Annotated in this window: 13 protein-coding genes; 4 read left to right on the top strand and 9 right to left on the bottom strand. The window is 61.3% G+C overall.

What is annotated here, in order from left to right:
* Positions 1-10: 10 nt before the first annotated feature.
* Entirely contained in the window at positions 11-649 is a 639-nt protein-coding gene (locus EFL95_RS05185; RefSeq protein ID WP_123232990.1) for an SHOCT domain-containing protein, read from the bottom strand.
* Between the two features lie 504 nt (positions 650-1,153).
* On the opposite strand from EFL95_RS05185, the gene EFL95_RS19185 reads away from it, so the two are divergent.
* Positions 1,154-1,930, top strand: coding sequence for a hypothetical protein (locus tag EFL95_RS19185; RefSeq protein ID WP_148044981.1), 777 nt, complete (start codon positions 1,154-1,156; stop codon positions 1,928-1,930).
* 114 nt (positions 1,931-2,044) lie between these two features.
* Here EFL95_RS19185 and EFL95_RS05175 read toward each other — a convergent pair whose 3' ends face one another.
* Positions 2,045-3,451, bottom strand: coding sequence for an MFS transporter (locus tag EFL95_RS05175; RefSeq protein WP_221176325.1), 1,407 nt, complete (start codon positions 3,449-3,451; stop codon positions 2,045-2,047).
* 203 nt (positions 3,452-3,654) lie between these two features.
* Between EFL95_RS05175 and EFL95_RS05170 the strand changes: the two genes are divergently transcribed.
* Positions 3,655-4,218: a TetR/AcrR family transcriptional regulator gene (locus EFL95_RS05170; protein ID WP_183407039.1), complete on the top strand. Its 564-nt coding sequence runs from the start codon at positions 3,655-3,657 to the stop codon at positions 4,216-4,218.
* Between the two features lie 74 nt (positions 4,219-4,292).
* The gene (locus EFL95_RS19180) at positions 4,293-4,511 is read left to right on the top strand and encodes a hypothetical protein (protein WP_148044980.1); all 219 of its coding nucleotides are present in this window, start codon (positions 4,293-4,295) and stop codon (positions 4,509-4,511) included.
* Positions 4,512-4,521: 10 nt separating this feature from the next.
* Here EFL95_RS19180 and EFL95_RS05165 read toward each other — a convergent pair whose 3' ends face one another.
* Positions 4,522-7,512: an AAA family ATPase gene (locus EFL95_RS05165; protein WP_148044979.1), complete on the bottom strand. Its 2,991-nt coding sequence runs from the start codon at positions 7,510-7,512 to the stop codon at positions 4,522-4,524.
* A gap of 88 nt (positions 7,513-7,600) precedes the next feature.
* Entirely contained in the window at positions 7,601-8,773 is a 1,173-nt protein-coding gene (locus EFL95_RS05160) for a hydroxymethylglutaryl-CoA reductase (RefSeq protein ID WP_123232985.1), read from the bottom strand.
* A 228-nt stretch (positions 8,774-9,001) separates the two neighbouring features.
* On the opposite strand from EFL95_RS05160, the gene EFL95_RS05155 reads away from it, so the two are divergent.
* On the top strand, positions 9,002-10,972 hold the full coding sequence (locus EFL95_RS05155; protein WP_123232984.1) for a DUF262 domain-containing protein: 1,971 nt from the start codon (positions 9,002-9,004) through the stop codon (positions 10,970-10,972).
* Between the two features lie 37 nt (positions 10,973-11,009).
* On the opposite strand, the gene EFL95_RS05150 is transcribed toward EFL95_RS05155, so the two are convergent.
* Genes EFL95_RS05150 through EFL95_RS05130 form a run of 5 tightly spaced genes read right to left on the bottom strand, consistent with a single transcriptional unit; the run spans position 11,010 to position 20,056 of the window.
* Positions 11,010-13,946 (bottom strand): type I restriction endonuclease subunit R, encoded by a 2,937-nt coding sequence (locus EFL95_RS05150; RefSeq protein WP_123232983.1) that lies wholly within the window; start codon positions 13,944-13,946, stop codon positions 11,010-11,012.
* Positions 13,946-15,115, bottom strand: a complete 1,170-nt coding sequence (locus EFL95_RS05145; protein WP_123232982.1) for a restriction endonuclease subunit S — start codon at positions 15,113-15,115, stop codon at positions 13,946-13,948. The genes EFL95_RS05150 and EFL95_RS05145 overlap by 1 nt, the downstream gene beginning before the upstream one ends.
* Positions 15,112-16,605 carry a type I restriction-modification system subunit M gene (locus EFL95_RS05140; protein ID WP_123232981.1) on the bottom strand — a complete coding sequence of 498 codons (1,494 nt, stop codon included), beginning with the start codon at positions 16,603-16,605 and terminating at the stop codon, positions 15,112-15,114. The genes EFL95_RS05145 and EFL95_RS05140 overlap by 4 nt, the downstream gene beginning before the upstream one ends.
* On the bottom strand, positions 16,602-18,104 hold the full coding sequence (locus EFL95_RS05135) for a type I restriction-modification system subunit M (RefSeq protein WP_123232980.1): 1,503 nt from the start codon (positions 18,102-18,104) through the stop codon (positions 16,602-16,604). Before EFL95_RS05135 ends, EFL95_RS05140 begins: the two co-directional genes overlap by 4 nt.
* Complete coding sequence (locus EFL95_RS05130) at positions 18,101-20,056, bottom strand: N-6 DNA methylase (RefSeq protein WP_183407038.1); 1,956 nt, start codon at positions 20,054-20,056, stop codon at positions 18,101-18,103. The genes EFL95_RS05135 and EFL95_RS05130 overlap by 4 nt, the downstream gene beginning before the upstream one ends.
* Between the last annotated feature and the right edge of the window lie 84 nt (positions 20,057-20,140).

Raw genomic sequence — 20,140 nt, 5'->3', positions numbered from 1 at the left:
TGCGCTTGAGTCAGAAGCGCTTGAGAAGTTCAGCCTTCTTGTCCGAAAACTCCGTGTCCGTAATCAAGCCTTGGGCGTGAAGCGAGGCAAGCTTGGCGATCTGCTCGGCCGGATCAGGGGCAGGCGCACCGCTGTCAGCCTCCGCGGCTTGCCTGCGTCGCGCGAAAGCTGTGGACGCGAGGTCGGCGATCTTCCCTGCCATGCCGGCTGCCGGAGGAGCTTCCTCCGATTCGGCGGGCGTCTCCGGGATCACCTGACAGTCCTTGAGCAAGATGCTGAGCACCATGAACTGCTTCTCGGGAAGCTCGACGACAGACTGCTTTCCATCGGCCCAGACGACGCGAAGCGTGTGTCCGGAGTCGAACGCCGCTCCCAGGCTGGCTCCGACCGCCTTGCCGACGGCTCCCGGGAGTGCCGCTCGTGCGGCTGCTTGGCCCATTGCGCCGGCGAGGCCCTTTCGGGGGTCCAGTTCTTCCCACTCAGTGATGGTCTCGGCGTTGATCTTGTGCCGCTTGAATGGGTTGGACGAATGCTGAATCGACAGGTCCCCGTTCTTGGAAAACCCGCCCCTCCCGGAGAACACGGTGCCGCCGGCAAGGTGTCCACCAACGACACGACCCTGGCCCGTCAGCTCCTGATATAGCGCCATGCGAGGACTTTAGGACAACTCCAGAGGTGGCCGTCGCAAACGTCGGCAACCTTGTCCCTCCCGTTGTCCCCTCAGGACAAATACGGAGACGGACGGAGGTTTCGTCGTCACCGTCGTGAACGTGGATGAGCGTGCTCTTCACTGTCCTTACTGGAGATCAACAAAGCGGCGAGAATCGCCCCGGCTACGGCGAAGCAGGCCCCGACGGTTAGCCCTGCGGGCGTTTCGGCACTTTCTCCATCCAGATCGCTCTCATCGGGAGCGCCTCCCGGAATCCACAGCGTTTCGTCCTCAATCGTCAGCCGACGACATTAACTTGAGCCTGAGTCGAGCTGGGAGTTCTAGATGGTTCACAAATATGGCCGCGAAGCGACCTCCGTATTCGACCTCCTTGGACGCGATGAGGTCGACCTGACAGCGTCGCTTGGGTGGACTCTTTCGCGTTCACCGGCGCTCCTAAACGAGCTGTTGAGGCACGTAGGCGTCCAGGCCAAGGCCGAGGACGTGACCGTCACTCTGGAAGAGGTCGTCTCTGGAGGGCGAACCGACATTGAGTTGACGGCCCCAGGGGCGCGGATCATCGTCGAAGCCAAACAGGGCTGGCTCCTGCCGAGCGAAGACCAGCTGCGGCGATATCACCCGCGCTTCCACGGGTTCGATCAGCAGATCTTCGTCACGCTTTCCGATGCATCGGAGCGATGGGCCACGACCGAACTGCCAAAGCAGGTCGAGGGAACTCCAGTCGTCCATCTCTCCTGGGACACCGTCCGAAGCCTGGTCAAAACCAGCCAGGGCTCTGTTGCTGGTAGGCAACGGCTATGGCTTGACGAATTGGAGGAGTACATGGGCAAGACGACGTCTTCAGTTCCATTTGAAGATCAGTGGGTGTTCTGCGTGGTCGTGTCGAACTCGCCGTTCGGCCACCGCACCTTTCGCGAGTACGTGACCAACGAACGCGTGTACTTCCACCCGTACGGCACGAACGGCTGGCCGAAGATTGCGCCAAACTTCCTGTGCTTTCGGTGGAACGGTGTCGTCCAGCAGGTAAATCGTGTCGCAAGCTTCGAAGTCGTTCCGACTCTGACCGAGCGCTGGCCATCTGTCGCGGGAGAGGAAGGCGATGGCGCGCACATTGTCTATGAGCTAGGCCCTGACATTCCTATTCCATCAATCAGCACCAAAGGCACCTTTGCAACAGGTCGGGTTTGGTCGTTGCTCGACCAACTTTTGGTCAGTCCAACTCTGGCAGCAGCTGTGAGTGCCAGCAAGGCAGCGCGTTAGAGGATTCAAGAGTCCTTCGCATAGGTCCGTACTCCGCCTGCGGGCAGGGGCCGGTCCTGGGTGAAGTGGAGGCGATACCGAAGACTCTCTCGGTACCGCCTCCACTCTCTATCGCTACGCCGCGACCGGCTCCAGCGCACCGCTCCGCGCAGCCTCGGCGTGCTCCGCACTGTCCTTGCTGGAGATCAGCACAGCAGCGAGGATCGCACCCGCCACCGCGAAGCAAGCCCCGACTGTGAACGCGTCCGAGAACCCGTTGGTCAGTGCGGTCGCCTTGTCGGCACCGGTCTTGAACGCGTCGTTGGTCGACGCGTTCGCGATCGAGGCAAGGATCGCCAGGCCGAGCGCGCCACCGACCTGCTGGGCGGTGTTGATCAGACCCGAAGCCAGGCCGGCTTCGTGCGCCTCGGTCCCGCTGACAGCGGCGATCGTGACCGGCACGAACGAGAACCCAAGGCCGATTCCGGCCAGGATCGACGGTCCGAGGACGTCGACGGCATACGAGCCGTCCGGGCTGATCTGGCTGAACCAGGCGAGCGCCACGGCCACGAACACCATGCCAACGATCAGCATGTTCTTGAACCCGACCTTGGTCACCAGGGCGCTGGCTGCACCGGCAGCCAGGATGATCGCGATCGCCAGCGGCAGGTAGGACAGGCCGGCCTTGAGCGCGGAGTCTCCCAGCACCTGCTGCAGGTAGAGCGTGATCAGGAAGAACATCGAGAACAGCGACATTCCGATCAGGATCCCGACGAGGTTCGCACCGCGCAGCGTGCGCTTGCGGAAGATCGAGAACGGGATCAGCGGCTTGCGGGTGCGCAGCTCGATGACCACGAAGGCGACCAGCAGAACCGCAGCACCGATCAGGCGCAGGATCGTGTCCGTCGAGCCCCAGCCGACCTTGATCGCGTCGACCATGGCGTAGACGAGGAGTGCCGAGCCGGCTGAGACCGTCACCGCACCAGGCAAATCGAGCGTGCGGTCGCTCTCCTCTTCCGAGGTCGACTCGACCAGGCGCTTGGGCGCCTGCCACACGATGAACAGGCCGATCGGGACGTTGACGAACAGAACCCACTCCCAGCCGGCCCACTCGGTGAGCACGCCGCCGAGGAGCACACCTGCTGCGCCACCAGCTCCGGCCACCGCACCCCAGATGCCGAGAGCGTTGTTGCGCTCCTGACCCTCCTCGAAGGTGGTGGTGATGATCGAGAGGGCTGCCGGCGAGGCGATCGCAGCACCGAGGCCCTGGACCGCACGGGCGGCGATCAGCCAGGTCTCGTTCTGGGCGAAGCCGCCGGCCAGCGAGGCAAGCGCGAACAGGGTCATGCCGATCATGAACACGCGGCGGCGGCCGAGGTAGTCGGCCAGACGCCCACCGAGCAGCAGGAAGCCGCCGAAGGTGAGCGTGTAGGAGTTCACGACCCAGGACAGGTCGTTCTGGGAGAAGTCGAGCGCCTTGCCGATGGACGGCAGGGCGACGTTGACGATGGAGGCGTCGATCACGACGACGAACTGGGTCATCGCCAGCAGCGCGAGAGCAAGGTTCCTCGCCCGCGGCGTTGAAAGGTCTGGCTGGAACATTCTGAAGTCTCCTGAGGTTATCTGGAACCGTAGTTCCGGTTCCGATTGAGACGTTACGGAACCTGGATTCCGCTTGTCAACGGATTAACGGAGGTAGGATTCCGGATATCGCTGACAGCGAACGCTCACCACTAAGGACATCAGTGACCACCGACATTCGCCCTCTGCGCGCCGACGCCAGGCGCAATCTCGAGCGGATCCTCGCCTCCGCGCGCGCGCTTTTCGCCGAGCGCGGACCGGGCGCGCAAATGGAGGACATCGCGGCCCACGCCGGCGTCGGGATCGGCACGCTCTACCGCCGCTTCCCCACCAAGGAAGCCCTGGTCACCGAGCTGGTCCGAGAGCGCTTCCAGGAGTTCGCGGGCATCGCCGCCGAGTGCGAGGACATCGAAGGCCCGTACGACGCCCTGGCGACGATGATGCGCCGGCACGGCGAGGCCGTCGAGCACGACATCGCCTTCCAGCTCGCGATGATGCAGCTCAACGAGTTTGAGTGGCAGGGCATCGAGGACGACAAGGCCGCCCTGAACGCCGTCGTCTCCCGGATCATCGAGCGGGCGCAGGCGGCCGGCGAGGTCCGTGACGACCTCAAGGTCGAGGACTACGGGATGGTGATGTGCGGCATCACGGCGACCATGCACTTCATGAGCGGGACGCACGAGTGGCGGCGGCACCTTGACCTGATTTTGGCTGGCCTGAGGGCCTGAATGGTGCCGACCCAAGAACTGTCCGCAACACTACGTCGTTGCGGATCATCACTAGAGGTGCGTCCAATTGCCGAATGGAACCGTTCGCGGACCGCTTGGAAGCCGATCCCGAAGACTGGATCTTTGACGTGCTTTCAGTTGAGCTGCTCCGGTCGGACAATCTTCCCCGTCGTAGTCGCGTCATTGTCTCGCGGGCAGAATATCCAAACTGGGTCATCGCCTCCGAAACTGCTGCTCTGATTGTTGCGGCCGTCCATCGGTCCACGCCGATACGTGTCGACCCCGTCTATTGAGGTGTGGCCGTCACTTAGGATTTCCCCGCTGGCGCGTCGCGCGTCTGGGGCGCCTCTGCGACGCGTCTCTTTTGTCAAACGTCGCGCTCCGCACTAGCGCTCTGGCCTTTTCTGTCCCGTCCAACTCCAGGTCAACTACCAGCCGGGCTCCGACGCTCACACTATTCCAGTCCCTTCGGTCTTCGAAGATCCTTGCCGAGAGATACACATCAAGCCCTGTGTAAGAATCCACCGCGAACCCGAAGTTCCTCCCGGGTTCGCGCTTCACGACTTCGACTTGACGACCCTTAAGCGCGGCGGCGTCCGCCTCGGTGCCGGGTGCGAGCGAAACGTAGGTTGCCCTCATACCCCGCGGACCCGGTTCGGCGTTGAATGCAACGGCAGCTCCCCGCTTCATGAACAACAGATTGTTGCGCGGTTTCACGGCTGTGAAATGAAAGAAGACGTCACCCAGCGCACTCGAAATGAAGCCAAAGGGCTTGCCCTTCGTAAGGTCCTTGATCGAACCGAGACTTCTTGTCCCAGCCGCTTGTGGTCCCTCATCGATCTGCCCGTCTAGCAGGTCGACGAGCCTTGTTCGATGTGGGCTGTCAGCGCCTTCAAGTTCGAGAAGGGCTGAGGCCCGCTGCACGATCCCTGCATAGGAATTGGCGTACTGGAGGGCCTCGCGGTGCTCGATTGCAAGCGCAAGTAGCCTGTCGAGCACGTGTCGCAACTTGGTCCGCGACGTTGCCCTGACGGCAATAGCCAGACCCTCTTGAATGCACTCGGCGGTCGTCTCAATCATGCGAGTGTCGCTGATGCCAACTCGCAAAAATGACGCGCCGAGATCGGCGGCGTTGCAGCACTCTTCGATAGCTTGTCGCGGCGAGGCGGCCTCACGCGCCAGAATCTCCGCTCTACGCCTCCGCGCTTCCATCATCTGGGTCGCTGCTATCCTCTGGGGCTTGCCCGTTGCAGTCGCGACCAACGGCTCGAGCATGGAGATTGCAGTGTCGAGCTCGCCCAGGAACATGTGTAGAGCGGCCACCTGAACGCTTGTCTCAACAGTGTCGAGAATCTGGTCAGCAAATCTCGCGTGGGTGAGTGCTTCCGCACTCTCTCCTTCGTTCCGGGCGAGGTGCCCCGCGAATATATGTGCGACCCGAGCTCGGTGTAGATCATCAGGCGCCTGTTCGAGGGCGCGACGGTAGGCGACTGTTGCCGCCGCTGACCGTCCTGCGTTTGCAAGTATGAAGCCTCGTACGCGCTCGACTTCAAAGTAGCCGGGGCTGAGTTCCGCCGCCTGATCAACCATGCCGAGACAGGTCTCAAAGCCCTCAGGTCCCCGCCTCAATCGGCGCAAAGCGTGCAGGGCATCGCGAAGGACGAGGGCTGCAGGTTGGTCGACCTCGTTGATCACAAAGACTGTTGCCGGCGCAAGAGGGGCCCTGCCCTCATCCAACCTACGACGCTCCTCTGACGCGTTGATGAGGCGCTGCTTACGCTCGATAGTCTCCCCAGACGTATCTGCCGGTCCGAATCTAGCGATGTAACGAGCGGCAGTATCGGTCACCACAAATGCTTCGCCGATGTCAGCGGTCAACGCAACGGAACGAACCAGTGCACGCCTTTGCAGCCCATGCACGTCTCGTCGCAGTTCATCTGGACCGGCGTCTAGATACAGGGACAACTCTTGGACGGTGACAGGGTGTTCAAGTTGGAAGATCGCCTGAGCGACCTCGCGTTCCTCATCCGTAAGTGCGTCCCAGACATTCGCAACACAGAAACGCAATAGATCGTCTTGATTCTCAAGGATCGCTTCCGGTCGCTGTCCTGCTTCAACCGAAAGGACGAACCACCGGATCGCCAATGGATTGCACGCAAGGCGTCGCACTACCTTTGTCGCCTGCTCCGGCTGCATTGCGTAGAGCGCTTCAAGGTCCCGTGCTCGAGCGGTTCGCCGCAAAAGGTCGACAGCATAAGACTCGTCGAGCGGGCCTATCGGGAGCGTCCGCTCGATCTGTCCCAGACCAACCCGACTGGTGAACAGGAATCGAGTCGATGCAGGCAACGCTTCAATGAGCTGTATAGCTTCATCGCCACTAGCCGTCTCCAGATTGTCCACACACAGGAGGACCGTGAGACCTTCCAAGACGTCCGCTAGATCTGCGATAGTTCCGGCAAAATCCTCTTCCAGAGGTTCGGCAATTTCTCGAACGATCTCAGCGAAGCTTGTAAGCGGGGCTCGCAACTGAGCAATACCTGAGGCTGTCAGGCGCTCGGTTTTGAGCGATGTCCACAGTATGGCGTCGAATGGACATGCAGGATCGTCGGCCAAGTCGTAGAGCGTTTGAACTGCCAGAGCCGTTTTCCCGATTCCCCCGGGACCCAGGACCGTGATCGCTGGATAGCGAGCATCCGTGAGTAGTTTGCGAAGGCGATTAATGTCTCCTCGGCGACCTAGTAGGCCCGTTTCGTCGTACTCCGGAAGGGGCAGGTTGTGAAGAGTTCGAGCAACATCCGTGAGATGGTGCTGCGGGATCGAAGGACTCCAATCTGGATCCTGATGAATTGCCTTGGAAATGCGTGCGACGTTGGGGAGAGGCACGCCATGGGCCGTTGCCTCACCGAGCGCCGCAAGAAGGCGATCCAGGTCGTCAGGTAGCAACGGTTTAAAATGCATCACCCGATTCCGGGCTGGGACAGCCCCCTTTAATGCGCCCGTAGACCGCTTCAGGGCGACACCCAGATCGACAGGAAGCAACTCTCGTCTCTCGTTCAGAAGATCGATCTCGTCTCCGAGATCCAGGTAGTGAACGAGCTCGGCACCTGCAGTCTCCGCGTCGGGGTCGTTAAGCCGATTTGTCACTGCCTTATCCGAGTACGAACCAAGATCGACAACTCCGTCGGCTTCAAGATAGTGCTGGATGTGGTTTCGGAGATCTGTCTCAAGAGCCTCTATAAGAGCGTAAAGACGGTACCGATCGATCTCGGCTGCTCCAGGGATGAACGAAGTCACGTCACGAGCGTAGAAGGCGCGAGACGATCTGGTCGACGAATCGGTACGACTTTCGATGTCGCCATGCCTTGCTTCCTAATGAGCTGGTCTACGGCCGATTGCGCCCCAGGTCGTCGTGCGCCTGCACCCACTCCTCGGCCACGACGGCAGATCCCAACGACAGCTCGCCGGCGAGCACCGTCGCGGCCATGATCTCGGCCAACTTGTAGACCTTGCCCGCGCCGTAGCACCCCAAGATGTCGAGGCACTCCCGCTGCGTCGCCAGCCCTGTCCCTCCGCCATAAGTCGCGATAATCAGCGCCGGGATAGTGATCGAGGCGTAGAAGTCGCCGTTCGGCAGCAACTCCGAGAAGCCGTAGAGCGCCGAGGACTCCGCGATGTTGGCCACGTCCTGCCCGGTCGCGATGAACATCGCGGTCAGCCCGTTCGCGCTGTGGTTCCCGTTGTTGTTCGTCACCGACATGATCGAGCCGAGCTGGCCGCGCATGCGGGCGGCGTACAACTTGTCGGTGCTGACGTGCATCTGCTCCTCGACCAGCGTGGCCGGCAGGGTGATCTCGGCGACGACCCGCTTGCCGCGGGTGTGCAGCATGTTGACGACCGAGGTCTTCTTGTCGGTGGCGAACTGGCCCTCGAGCAGGAAGTGCAGCTCGCCCGGGTAGTTCTGTTTGATCCAGGCGCACGCCGCGAAGGTGGCCTTGCCGGTCATGTTTTGCCCGGCCGCGTCCCCGGTGGTGTAGTTGAACCGGGTGTAGAGCAGCTTGGAGACCGGGAACTTCTGGATCCCGATCAGCTTGCCCGAGCTTGTGGTCGTCTGCGCCGCCGCGGCGATCGGCTCGAAGTTCGCATCGAGCCACTCCGAGAACGCCTTGGCCTCGCGCGCGTTGTTGAAACTGAAGACGGGCGCTCGCTGCATCTTGTCGTCCAGGACGGTGGTAGTGATCCCACCGGCCTCGCGGCACAGCTTCATCCCGCGGCTGTAGGAGGCAACCAGGGTGCCTTCGGTCGTCGCCAGCGGTACGAAGAACTCGCCCTGGGCGTGTTCGCCGTTGACCAGGACAGGGCCGGCCAGTCCGATCGGCACCTGGGCGACTCCGAAGAAGTTCTCGACGTTGCCCGGCAGCGTGCACGGGTCGAGCGAGTAGTGCGTTACATGCTCGGCCGGGCTATCCGTCTGATCCCTAATGAACTCCTGGCGCGCCTTGATCGCGGCCCGGCCGTAGTCGTTGTCGCGTTCGCGCGGAATCCTGATGGAGTTCATGAGGAGGAGGATCCCACGTCCCCTCATCTAAGCATCGGACCGACGTGAGCTCATCGGCTCACCGAGCCACGTTGACCCAGGCTCGAACGACGGGGTAACGGACGCGTACGGGCCCGCCCTCGGCCCGATACTCGCGATTCTCACGTTTTCAAGACGCGCCAAACTGCCTTCTGCAAGCCTGGACTCAGCTTTCCAACGCACGGGCCGCGGGAGAGAAAGGCATGTTTGATGCAGGTTGCTGAGCTCGACCTCGAAAAACTTTTGACCTCCAGTACATGGGAAGTACCCGTCTTTCAACGTTCGTATCAGTGGGACGACGAGTTGTTGGAACAACTTTGGCTGGACATCGGTGAGCTCTACCGCTCGCCGCGGGCAGCAAAGCATTTCATGGGCATCCTCCTTACCGAAGGCCCGCGCCAACACCGCTCCTATCCGACACTAGATTCGAACGACCTGATCGACGGCCAGCAGCGACTAATCACTCTCTTCGTCCTCTTCTCTGCGATGCGCGACCACTTTGGAGACGCACCGCGTCGAGCGGATTCGTATGCAAGCCTTCTGCTCGCTCAGACGTCACCGGTGTTGCAGGAACGGCTTGTCGCTCAGCGAGCGGACAGGGAAGCGCTTCAAGCGTGTATACGCGGCGAAATGAAAGACTCGATCAAGGGCCGATTCTTGGCTTCGCGCGTATCTGACGCGTACTGGTACTTCCGCTATCAGCTGCAGGACGGCGAGCGGACGCTCACAGACTCGCCAGCAGCTTCACTTCGGCTAAGAAGGCCTCGAGGTCGGGCAGCGGGTAGCGATGTTTCGGTCACCTTTGAACGGCATCGGCGAAAGGGAATCGATGGCGCGAAGTTGAAGCGCGCTTTGCTCAAGAAGCTGAACTTTGTGCGCATATCAATTCAAAAGGGAGACGAGCCTCCCGCATCTGTATTCGAATCCATAAATGGCCTACGACTCGACCTTTCGCAGTTTGACCACATCAGAAACGCGCTATTCGTTCGACTTGGGACGGAGGCGGAGCCGCTCTTTTTCTCTGAGTGGGAACCGATGGAGAAGCGTCTTGAATCTGTTGCATCGCGCTTCGTTGGCGCACGACGAACCAAGATTGGCGACCTATTCCTTCAATCCTATCTCGTCTCCGAAGGTGTTCGGGCGACCCAGAACGACATCTTCGGCTCGGTCACAGCGCGACTACAGAGGGATGAGCAAGGTCGAACTGGGATTGCAGCGGCGAAGGGATTCCTCGCGGATCTCCTGGATGCGCTTCCCCTCTTCGACGCTGCTGTAGCGGTCCCGAGTCCAGACTTGTTGGCGTCCCAGCCAACGCCGATCGCATCGAACCAGTTTGTGTTGCCTCCCAAGATGGCGCGCCGAGTTGAAAACATTCAGGTGCTGTCCGCCGGGCCTCCAGCACCCTTCGTGATGCTCATCATGCGTCTTTACGCCAACACGTCTGGTCCGAAGCTGACTGGACTCCAGGCAGCTCGACTTCTCCGACTGGTTGAGACGCTCCTTGTCCGTCAGACCCTCGCGGGGATCAACTTGAGTCCACTTCGCGGATGGTTCACCGGTCTAACCGCCAAGCTGGCCATCGACATCCGGAAAGCAAAGCCGGCCGACACCTACAGCATCATCGACCAAGAACTTCGCACGCGGCTCAATGCTCCGGACTTCTGCCCGGACGATGACACCGTGATCGACGCGATGCGAGACGACCCGGATGCGTTCAATGGGCTGGGCAGCGATGTGACGTTCCTGCTACTGCGCGGGATCAATGACGCCCTGGTGGGTTCTGATGCCACAGAGATGACACGAGCCCAGTGGCAAGTGGAGCATGTCTTTCCGCAGAGCATCTCGAGCCTGGAACGATTGAAGAAGTCGGCTTGGGCAAACGAGGTTGATGCTTGGGGGCTCGACCTGGAAGCTCGGCGCCGCCTTATAGACTCGCGGCACCATTTAGGGAATCTCACCCTGCATCGCTTGAATCAGTCCCTGAGCACGAAGAGTTTCGCTCTCAAGAAACCAACTCTGCAAAACGAGTCCCTGACAATCTCTTCCGGTGGCTCCGTCAAGAACCTGAGCATCGTGAAGCGTCAGAAGTGGCGAGGCAACGAAATAGATCAGCGTTCGGATGCACTGCTATCTGAAGTCTGCAAGGCTTGGCCGAAGCCAAAGGCGCCGCGCAAACGCTAGTGCAGATACTCCTTGATCGGGGCTTTCGCCCACTGGATCAGTAGTACTCGCGCACGTAACCCAAGGCTCTCTCGTACACGTCGCCGTCACGAATTTTGAACTGCACGTAGAGCGTTTGCCGAAGAGCCTTGCGAACCTCTTGGTCGCCTGCGATGGTCGACTGCCAGCCCACGAACCGTACAGCGCGGACGACCTCATCAATGCGGTCCACCACGTTGGAGACGATGATCGGAGTCTCGTCGCCCTTTAACGCGTCAAATAGCTCCGTGAGGGCCGCCTTGCCCCTCTCTTCGCGGGGAACTTCTTCCTCGGCCTTTTCGGCCGCAACGGTGTCCTTGGCCAGGTCCAGAAGCTCGCGGAGGAAGTCGAGGCTGGACTGCTGGATGTCGGCGTACTTCTCACGCAGGGCGTTGAGCCGCTGGCCGAGTTCGATGAAGACCGGGTTGTTCAAGTGGCGAGCGATCCGTGCCGTGATCTGCTTCTCGATCTGCTCGACAGGCACGTCCTTCCTGGCGCCTGCCATCAGGTCTTCGATCGTCTGCGCGTCTAGAACGACTGTCTCGTCACCCTGCGGGATCTCAACCTGGATGTTCTCGTTGATCAGCTCGATCGTCTTGGCGCCCAGAGCGTGCCAGACCAGGCGTCCGGTGATGTCAGCCGGCCGTACGGACTCATAGACGTCGGTGAGCCACTTGTAGTCGTCACGGAAGGACTTCAGCATCGGGTCGGGGCTCAATGCCTCCCACAGCTGGGACACCACGCTGTATGCGGAGCCGAACGCGTCCTTGGTGACGTCGTCGGCGATCGCCGCCTGCGCCTGGATCAGCCCTTCGTAACCTCCGATCGAGCGGTCGACGCCCGGGAAGAAGGCGATCGCTGTGGCCATCGCCGGTGCAAGCTGGTTCTTCAACTCCGCGATGTTGGAGATGACCTGCTGCACAGCGGTTTCGTCGAAGGCGAGCGACTTGGCTACGTCGTCGAAGATGCCGAGGTAGTCGACGATCAGGCCGTGGGTCTTGTTCGGGGGGTAGACCCGGTTTGTCCGAGTGATGGCCTGAAGCAGCGTGTGCTCCTTGAGCGGCTTGTCGAGGTACTGGGTCTGGAGGATCGGCGCATCGAAGCCCGTCAGCAGTTTCGCGGTGACGATGATGATTTTCAGCGGGTCAGCAGGGTCGTTGAACCTGGCCACTACCTGCTCCAGCTCATCGGCGCCCGGAGTCCATGCCGACCAGGAGGGTGGGTCTGTTCGCGACTTGGACATCACGATTGTCGACGCCTCGAACGGCAGCATCGTGTCCAGTGCTTCCTTGTATGCCACGCACGACGCCTTGTCGTAAGCGACGAGCTGCGCCTTGAAGCCCTCTGGCTCCACCTTGGCGCTGAAGTGTTCGACCACGTCAGCTGCAACCTGGCGGATCCGGTCCGGTGCCTTGATAAGCACCTCGATGGATGCCGCCTTCTTCGACAGCGTGATCTTCTCGCTCTCGGTCAGGTTGCGATCCGCCGCGAGCTCCTCGAAGGCGGCGTCGATCTTCTCCTGGTCGAGGTGGATCTCGGACAGGCGGGGCTCGAAGTGCAGCGGCAGCGTGGCACCATCACGGATCGAGTCCTGGAACGAGTAGCGCGACAGGTAGCCTCCCTCGTCCTCCGCTGACCCGAACCACATGAACGTGTTGCGGTCCCGCTTGTTGATCGGCGTGCCGGTCAGTCCGAAAAGGAACGCGTTGGGCAGTGCCTCGCGCATTTTCTGCCCGTAGTCGCCTTCCTGGGAGCGGTGCGCTTCGTCGACCATCGCGATGATGTTCTGGCGGTCGTCGAGGACTCCGTCTGCCTCCCCGAACTTGTGGATCGTCGTGATGATGACCTTGCGCGCACCCTGGCTCAGAAGCGTCTGCAGTTCCTTGCGAGAGTCAGTTGACACGAGTCCGGGCACATCGGAAGCGTTGAACGTCCCAGTGATCTGGGTGTCGAGGTCGATCCTGTCAACCACGATCAGGATCGTCGGATTCGTCAGCTCCGCCATCGCGCGGAGCTTCAGGGCGCTGAACACCATCAGCAACGACTTGCCGGATCCCTGGAAGTGCCAGATCAGACCCTGCTTGATCTTGCCGTGAAGAACGCGCTGAACAATCAGATTCGTGCCCTGGAACTGCTGGAACCGGGCAATGATCTTGATCTTGCGATGCTTCTTGTCGGACGCGTAGATCGTGAAGTACCGCAGGAAATCCAGCACCGCGGCGGGTTTAAGAACGCCGTTCACCGCGTCCTTGACTACCTCCAGCCCCACCTTCGCGGGAGCGTCCGGATCGGATTCATCATCACGCCACGGCCCCCACAGCTCGACCGGCATGCCAACGGTGCCGTAGCGGAAGTCCTTGCCCTCGGTGGCGAAGGAGAACACGTTAGGCACGAAGAACTGCGGCACACTCTGCTCGTAATCGTCGTGAACCTGCGCGGCACCGTCGATCCACGTGTACGCCGACCGGATGGGCGTCTTCGCCTCCCCCACGACAAGGGGGAACCCATTGCACCACAGCACAAAGTCGAAGCGCTTCCCGACCCGGCCTTGCTGCATCGGGACCTCAGTCGAAACCACCCAGTGATTCGACGAGTCGTCATAGAGCTGATCGAAATCAATAAGCCGCACAGTAATGTGCTCACCTGTCGGCCCGAACGGCATCGACTTCTGGCCGGTAAGCCACGCCACGAACTCCTCGTTCGCGACAACGGGGTGCGGGCTGGTGCGGGCCGAGATCAGGATCGCTCGGAGGTTGTAGATCACTTCGTCGGCCTTTGCCGGATCAGCGGCGATCTCGGGATTCAGTCGGATCAGCGCCGTCTTGACGGCGCCCTCGAGAAGCACTTCGTCAGCCCGGCGAGGCAGCTCGTTGCCCGCGACGAACTGAACATCGGGAGATGTCACTAGATCGCGAACGAAGTCGCGCACGGTGTTGCCCTCGTTGAACAGCGCCATCAGTTGCCTCCGAAGACGTCGGCCGAAAAGCTCGATTGGAGCTGCTTAATGGACCTGATCTCCGAACCAACCTGCTCTGCGGCAAGGCGCATCGAGCGAAAGTCATCCACGATGGCCGTACGCTCGGCCGCGCTGCTGGGAAGGGGCAGCGTGAATTCGCGAAGCGCCTTCAGTCCGACTTCGCGAATGGTTGTGCCTTTTGCGACACGATCAAGCTCCGATTGCGTCCGTTGGGCCATCAGGACCTCAAATAGGTAGCCGGCGCTCACCTTCTCGAAGTCCGGCGCAATCTTGGCCACGCCTTGAGCGATATTGCAGCCGTCGAGCTCGGTCGGGACGATGTGACAGAGACCAATCTTGCTTCGGAGGGCCATGACGATGTCTCCGGACCGCATGAGAGACGCACGATTGCTCGCAGCAAGGTCCGTCCCCATCCGCAACATGCCCTCACTGGTCAGGCCATGTTGGGTCATGTCACTTACGCGAACATAGGGCACGCCACCTTCGATGTTCCCGCCCTTCTCGCGGACGCCGTCAGTAATCGACTCGCGTACGAGGTCCACCAGAGGAGTTCGGCCGTCGCGTGACTCCACGTCCGCCAACACCACGTCAGCCCGTGCGACGTGTGCAGCCCCAAGGCAACTCCGCAAATCCCGGGCCGCCTGTTGCGCGTTCTCGAGGGCCCACAAGAGGTCGGCGATCCGCCTCTGCTCGTCGATTGCCGGTATTTGGAACTCGAAGTTGGCGAGGTCACGCCAGTTGGTGCGCGGCGACAACGAGCCCGCCGAGGTGCCGAGGGCGTGATCGAAAAACTGGTTGGACTGAACAACGAATGGCAAGAAGTCGCCGAGCAGCTGGCTCTCGTCGGCTTCGAAGGTGTAGATGTCACCGGAGCAGATAGCGTCGAACTCGGCGTAAGCCACTTTGCGCTGGTAGGCGCGACGCTTTCCGAAAAGCGTCTGGCCCGGTTTGACTCGTCGAGTGAAGGTGGTGCCGTCCTCGACGGCGCCCCAGCGCTTGATCCGTAGCTCGCCAGGGTCCATGTGTTCCATCGCGATAATGCGGTCGATGCCTGATCCGCTCGGATCACGCACGGTTTGGTTGGCGTTGTTGACGACGTCTCCGAAGGCGACGCGCCCCCAAGTGGACTTGTCGAGGTTGAGGCTCACGCGGTCACCTCCGGACGCAGAAGGGCGAGAACGTCGGTGATCGCAGTCTCACACTCGTCAGCAGCTGCCCGCCACACCGAGAGCGCGTCGGTGACATCGATCTGCCCGCCACCGTCGGCTGCCTTCGCGCCCGCGACGTACAGCGGGATAGCCAGGCTAAAGCGCTTGTCTGCGATCTCGTCGAGGGTGGCGAGCTTTGCGAACTGATCGGTGTCTGCGAAGCTCTGGTAGGCGCCGAGGATCTTCTGCTGGTGGGACTCGCGCAGGAAAGACTGCGCCTGTTCGCGAGCGACCTCGCTGATGGCGTTGATGAACAGGACCTTACCCTTGCGCTCAGCTGGCTTGCTGGCGCGGAGAGTGACGACCACAGCTTCCATCGGGCTGTTGTAGAACAGACCGGCACCCAGGCCGAGGACGCATTCGATCAGGTCGGATTTGATCAGCTCTTTACGCAGTGCGGCTTCCTCACGTCGGAAAAGGACGCCGTGAGGGAAGAGGATCGCGGCGCGACCATTCCTGGGTTCGAGGCTCTTCGCGATGTGCTGGAAAAACGCAAAGTCGGCGCGGCCCTGGGGTGGAACGCCCCACACGTTGCGGCCGTAGGCATCCGAGGCGAAGGCCTCGCGGTTCCAGGCCTTGATGGAATAGGGCGGGTTGGCGAGAACGACATCGAACGTCTCCAACTCTCCCATCTTGTTGAGAAAGGCCGGACGCGCGAGGGTGTCGCCGTGCGCGACGTGTCCATCGGTGATGCCGTGCAGGAACAGGTTCATCCGCGCGATGGCAGAGGTCCCGTAGTTGAGCTCCTGCCCGAAAAGCCGGACGCTGCGCCACTCCTTACCCTGGCGCTTCAGCTCGGCGACAGCGGAAATGAGCATGCCTCCGGTCCCACAGGTCGGGTCGTAGACCGACTCGCCCGGCTGCGGCTTGAGCATCAACGTCATCAAATGCACCAACGTGCGGTTGGTGTAGAACTCCTGAGCCGTGTGGCCAGAGTCGTCGGCGAACTTCTTGATCAGATACTCGTACCCGTTACCGAGTTCGTCCTCAGGCAGGTTCGTGATCGACAGAGTCTTAGTGGAGAAGTGCTCGATCAAGTCCGCCAGCGTGGAGTCGGGCAGCAGGTTCTTGTTGCCCCAATCGCCGTCGCCGAAGACGCCAGGAAGGGTGTCGGGGTTGGCGGACTCGATCGCTCGCATCGCCTTGAGGATTGTGGCGCCGATGTTCTCGGCGACGGAGCGGATGTCGTCCCAGTGGCAGCCGTCGGGGATGGCGAAGCGGTGATTCTCCGGGAGGTCGGCGAGGTCTTCGTCGCCGTACGTTTCCATCGCAGCGGCGTGTTCTTCGTCGTACACGTCGGAGATCCGCTTCAAGAAGACCAGGGGGAAGATGTACTGCTTGTAGTCGCCGGCGTCGATGAGGCCGCGCAGCACGATCGCCGCGCCCCACAGGTAGGACTCGAGCTCCCGCTGGGTGATCTGCTTGCTCATGCGCTCAACCCCCATTTCGCCAGCTGCGCTTCGAGAGCAGAGCGCGTCTGCTGCGCATTGGCGTGGGCCGCTTCGAGGTTGGCAAGCGCGTCGCCCAGGGTGAGCTTCTCGCCGGCGTCGGCCGGTGCGACATAGAGCGGGATGTTGAGGTTGAAGTCGTTGCCCTCGATCTCCTCCAGCGTGGCGACGTGGGCGCGCCCGTCGAGGTCGGCGAACCCGGTGTACGCCTCGAAGAGCTCGCTCCCGTGCTCAGGCTCCAGGGTGTTTTGGTTGCGGCCCTTCTTCATCAAGTTCTCGCCGTTGATGAAGAGCACCGTGCCCCTGCGGGCGGTGGGCTTGTTGTGGCGCAGGATCAGGACACACGCGGCGAGGCTGGTGCCATAGAACAGGTTCGGCGCGAGTCCGATGACGGCCTCGATCTTGTCGGCTTTGAGGACGTGGGAGCGGATGCGCGCCTCGGCTCCCTGGCGAAACAGAGCGCCCTGCGGGAGGACGACCGCAACTCGTCCGCTCTTAGGGTTGGCAGAGGTGAGCATGTGCTGGACCCAGGCCCAGTCGGCGTACCCCTTCGGCGGGACGCCGCCGAGCTGGTTGCGGCCCCACTTGTCGCTCGTCCACTCGGCGTCGCCCCACGCCTTGAGCGAGAACGGCGGGTTGGCGACAACGCAGTCGAACTGGGCGAGGTGGTTGCCGGCGTAGAAGGCTGGATTGCGCAGCGTGTCTTCGCGGATGATCTTGAAGTCCTCGACACCGTGGAGCAGCAGGTTCATCCGTGCGATCGCGGAAGTCGCGAGCACCTTCTCCTGGCCGTAGAGCTTGCCCCAGAGGGTCTTGGGGCTGCCGCCAGCAGCTTTCACATGCTCGATCACCTCGATCAGCATGCCGCCCGTCCCGCACGCCGGGTCGTAGACGAACTCGCCCTCTTGGGGGTCGAGGATGTTGATCAGCAGGCCGACGACCGAGCGCGGGGTGTAGTACTCGCCAGCTTTCTTGTTCGAGGCGTCGGCGAATCGCTTGATGAGGTACTCGTAGGCGTTGCCGAATACGTCCGGCGCTACGTTCGCGTTGCTCAGGGTCTTGGTCGAGAAGTGCTCGATCAGGTCGGCCAGCTTGCGGTCGGGCAGCTTGTCCTTGTTGGTCCAGTTGGCGTTGCCAAAGATGCCGTACAACGTCTCCGGGTTGGCCTTCTCGATCTCGCGGAACGCGGTCTGCAAGGCGGTGCCGATGTTCTCGGTCTTGTTCCGCACGTCCGACCAATGGTTGCCCTCGGGAATGGAGAATCGGTGGTTCTCGGCAAACGCCGCGAATTCGTGGTCGCCGCCGGATTCCTCTATCGCGCGGTCGAACTCCTCGATGTACACGTCGCTGATCCGCTTAAAAAACATCAGCGGGAAGATGTATGCCTTGAAGTCAGCCTGGTCGATGCTGCCCCGCAGAAGGTCTGCTGCACGCGCGAGATATGCCTCGAGCTCAGCGAGGTCGATTAGACTTTCCCTCACTTGTCCTCCAATTGCCGAGATCGAACACTGAACGCTCCGACGAAGTCGGACGTGTCTAGTGGAACGTTGTAGCGGAGGGCGTTGAGGATCGCGTCATTTACTTCCGTCGCGTGTGCGTTCAGCGCAGCGGCGTGCTCCTGGATGAGACCTACGGCCACCCGAGCCAGGGCTACCTTCGCCTGGTCCTCAACTGGAATCAGAGGAATCTCAAGGTCGCGAACCTTTGCACGTTGAATGGTCGTACCGGACTGCAGCCGCGCATTCCACGATCCGGTGATGACGCTAGCCAGATAGTGAGGACCGAGAACCGCTCGATCCAGGATCCGCAGCCGGTCAACTCCGGTCGACGGAAGGTGACCGCCAGTTTCATCCACGAGTGCACGTATCTCGTTCATGGACGTGACCAGCACGTCCCCCTCTTCAGTGAGGTCTCTGTGATCAAACGCCGGAAGGTCGTCGATAGAAGGCAGACGGCGAGACTTTACGTCAGAAGCTCTGGCGATCCTCTTGGCGGCAAGTTCGCCCACTTCACGACTCTTGTCTGGGCGGCCGGGACGCAACTCGACGACGCCGTTTCCGATGAGCTCTTGCACTGTAGCCATACGCGGCTTCGGTAGGTTGGCGAGTTGCTCAAACGCCAGTGACGAGTTGCTGATCCAGTTGATGGCCTGAGCCATTTTCCCAGAAGCGTCCGTGAAGGATGCGGCGATGGCAGCAGAGTCTGGCGCTGCAGCGGCGATCCAGTTCACTGGCGCCAGAACAGCGTCGGCCGCTAGCAACTCCCTCACTGGCACAACCGCATGCGGAACCTCGATCGCGACGGCGCCTTCACTATTGAGCCAGCCAGCGACCTCGTCTTCTACATCGCGCACTTCGCTGGCGTCGATTAGAAGCACGTCTCTTGCAGCCCTCGGGGGCCTAACGACCCAGAGTGCCGGGCCAACGGACGTATGCGGCAGCATTTTCGAAGGCAGGCCAACGACCGCCTCGATGCAGCCTGCGGAAAGTAGGTTCATGCGAACGTGGCGCTCGACGCCTGACCTAAATAGGGCCCCGGGGGCAGTAAGAATGAATCCGCGGCCCTCCGGAGTCAAGTGTGCGATTGCGTGTTGCACCCAGGCGAGGTCGGCCGCCACCTTGGGGGGAACGCCAAACGCAAAGCGCGGATCTGCGACCTTTGCGGTTGGGTCCCAAGACATCCCGAACGGAGGCTCGGCAAGCACGATATCTGCAAGCAATCCAGGAGTCGGGTCGGTCGCCAACACGTCACCAAGGACCAGGTCGATGTTCAAATTCCGAAGGTACGCGCGTTGCGAGGCAACCCCAAGCGCCTCGCGGTTGATCTCGGAACCAACGAGGCGCAGACCACCGTTAATGGTCCCGATGCTCGTCAGCACATTCGCGATTCCGCAGGCCGGATCGTAAACAGTCCCGGCCGGAATCATCAGCCCCAGGCTCGAGAGCAACTTCGACGTGCGAGATCCGACAAACCCTGTGTCCGCCCCTCCCTTGATTTGCCATCGTGCAAGCCTCTCCAGAACGAAGTCGACAGCAACCGGGAGTTTCCTCTCTTCGAGCTCTGCGATCGCCCGGACGAGACGTGCAACGTTCGGATCATTCATCGGCACAGAAGTGGGCGGAATTTCAACGCCACGCAGGCCCTCTACGTTCTGCAGCGTGGCCACCGCGCGCTCGAGCCGGTCAGAAAGATTGTCCAATCCAGCAGTGGCGACCTGTTCGAAACCAGCCGGATACGCCGCCCTCAGTGTTGCCAAAAGCAAGACGAGATCACCGAGGTCGTACGGTGGGGCGAGGTGGCGAATCGAGTTCAGAACTGACCAGATTCTTTCGCCTCCGGATTCCTCCGCAATGGCATGTCCGCGCTCCTGGAGCCACAGAACGACCTCAGCTCGGTCAAAGAGCGGCTTGTTCTCGCTGCCAGATACCGCCACGGGGAAGTCCTGGTGACGCTTTCGCCAGTTCGAGACGGCCCCACGACTGACTCCGACCATGTCCGCTATGTCACTCGGAGACAA

The sequence above is a fragment of the Nocardioides marmorisolisilvae genome, assembly GCF_003725775.1.
Taxonomy (GTDB): Bacteria; Actinomycetota; Actinomycetes; order Propionibacteriales; family Nocardioidaceae; genus Marmoricola; species Marmoricola marmorisolisilvae.
This window is presented reverse-complemented; position numbering and strand designations above follow the sequence as displayed.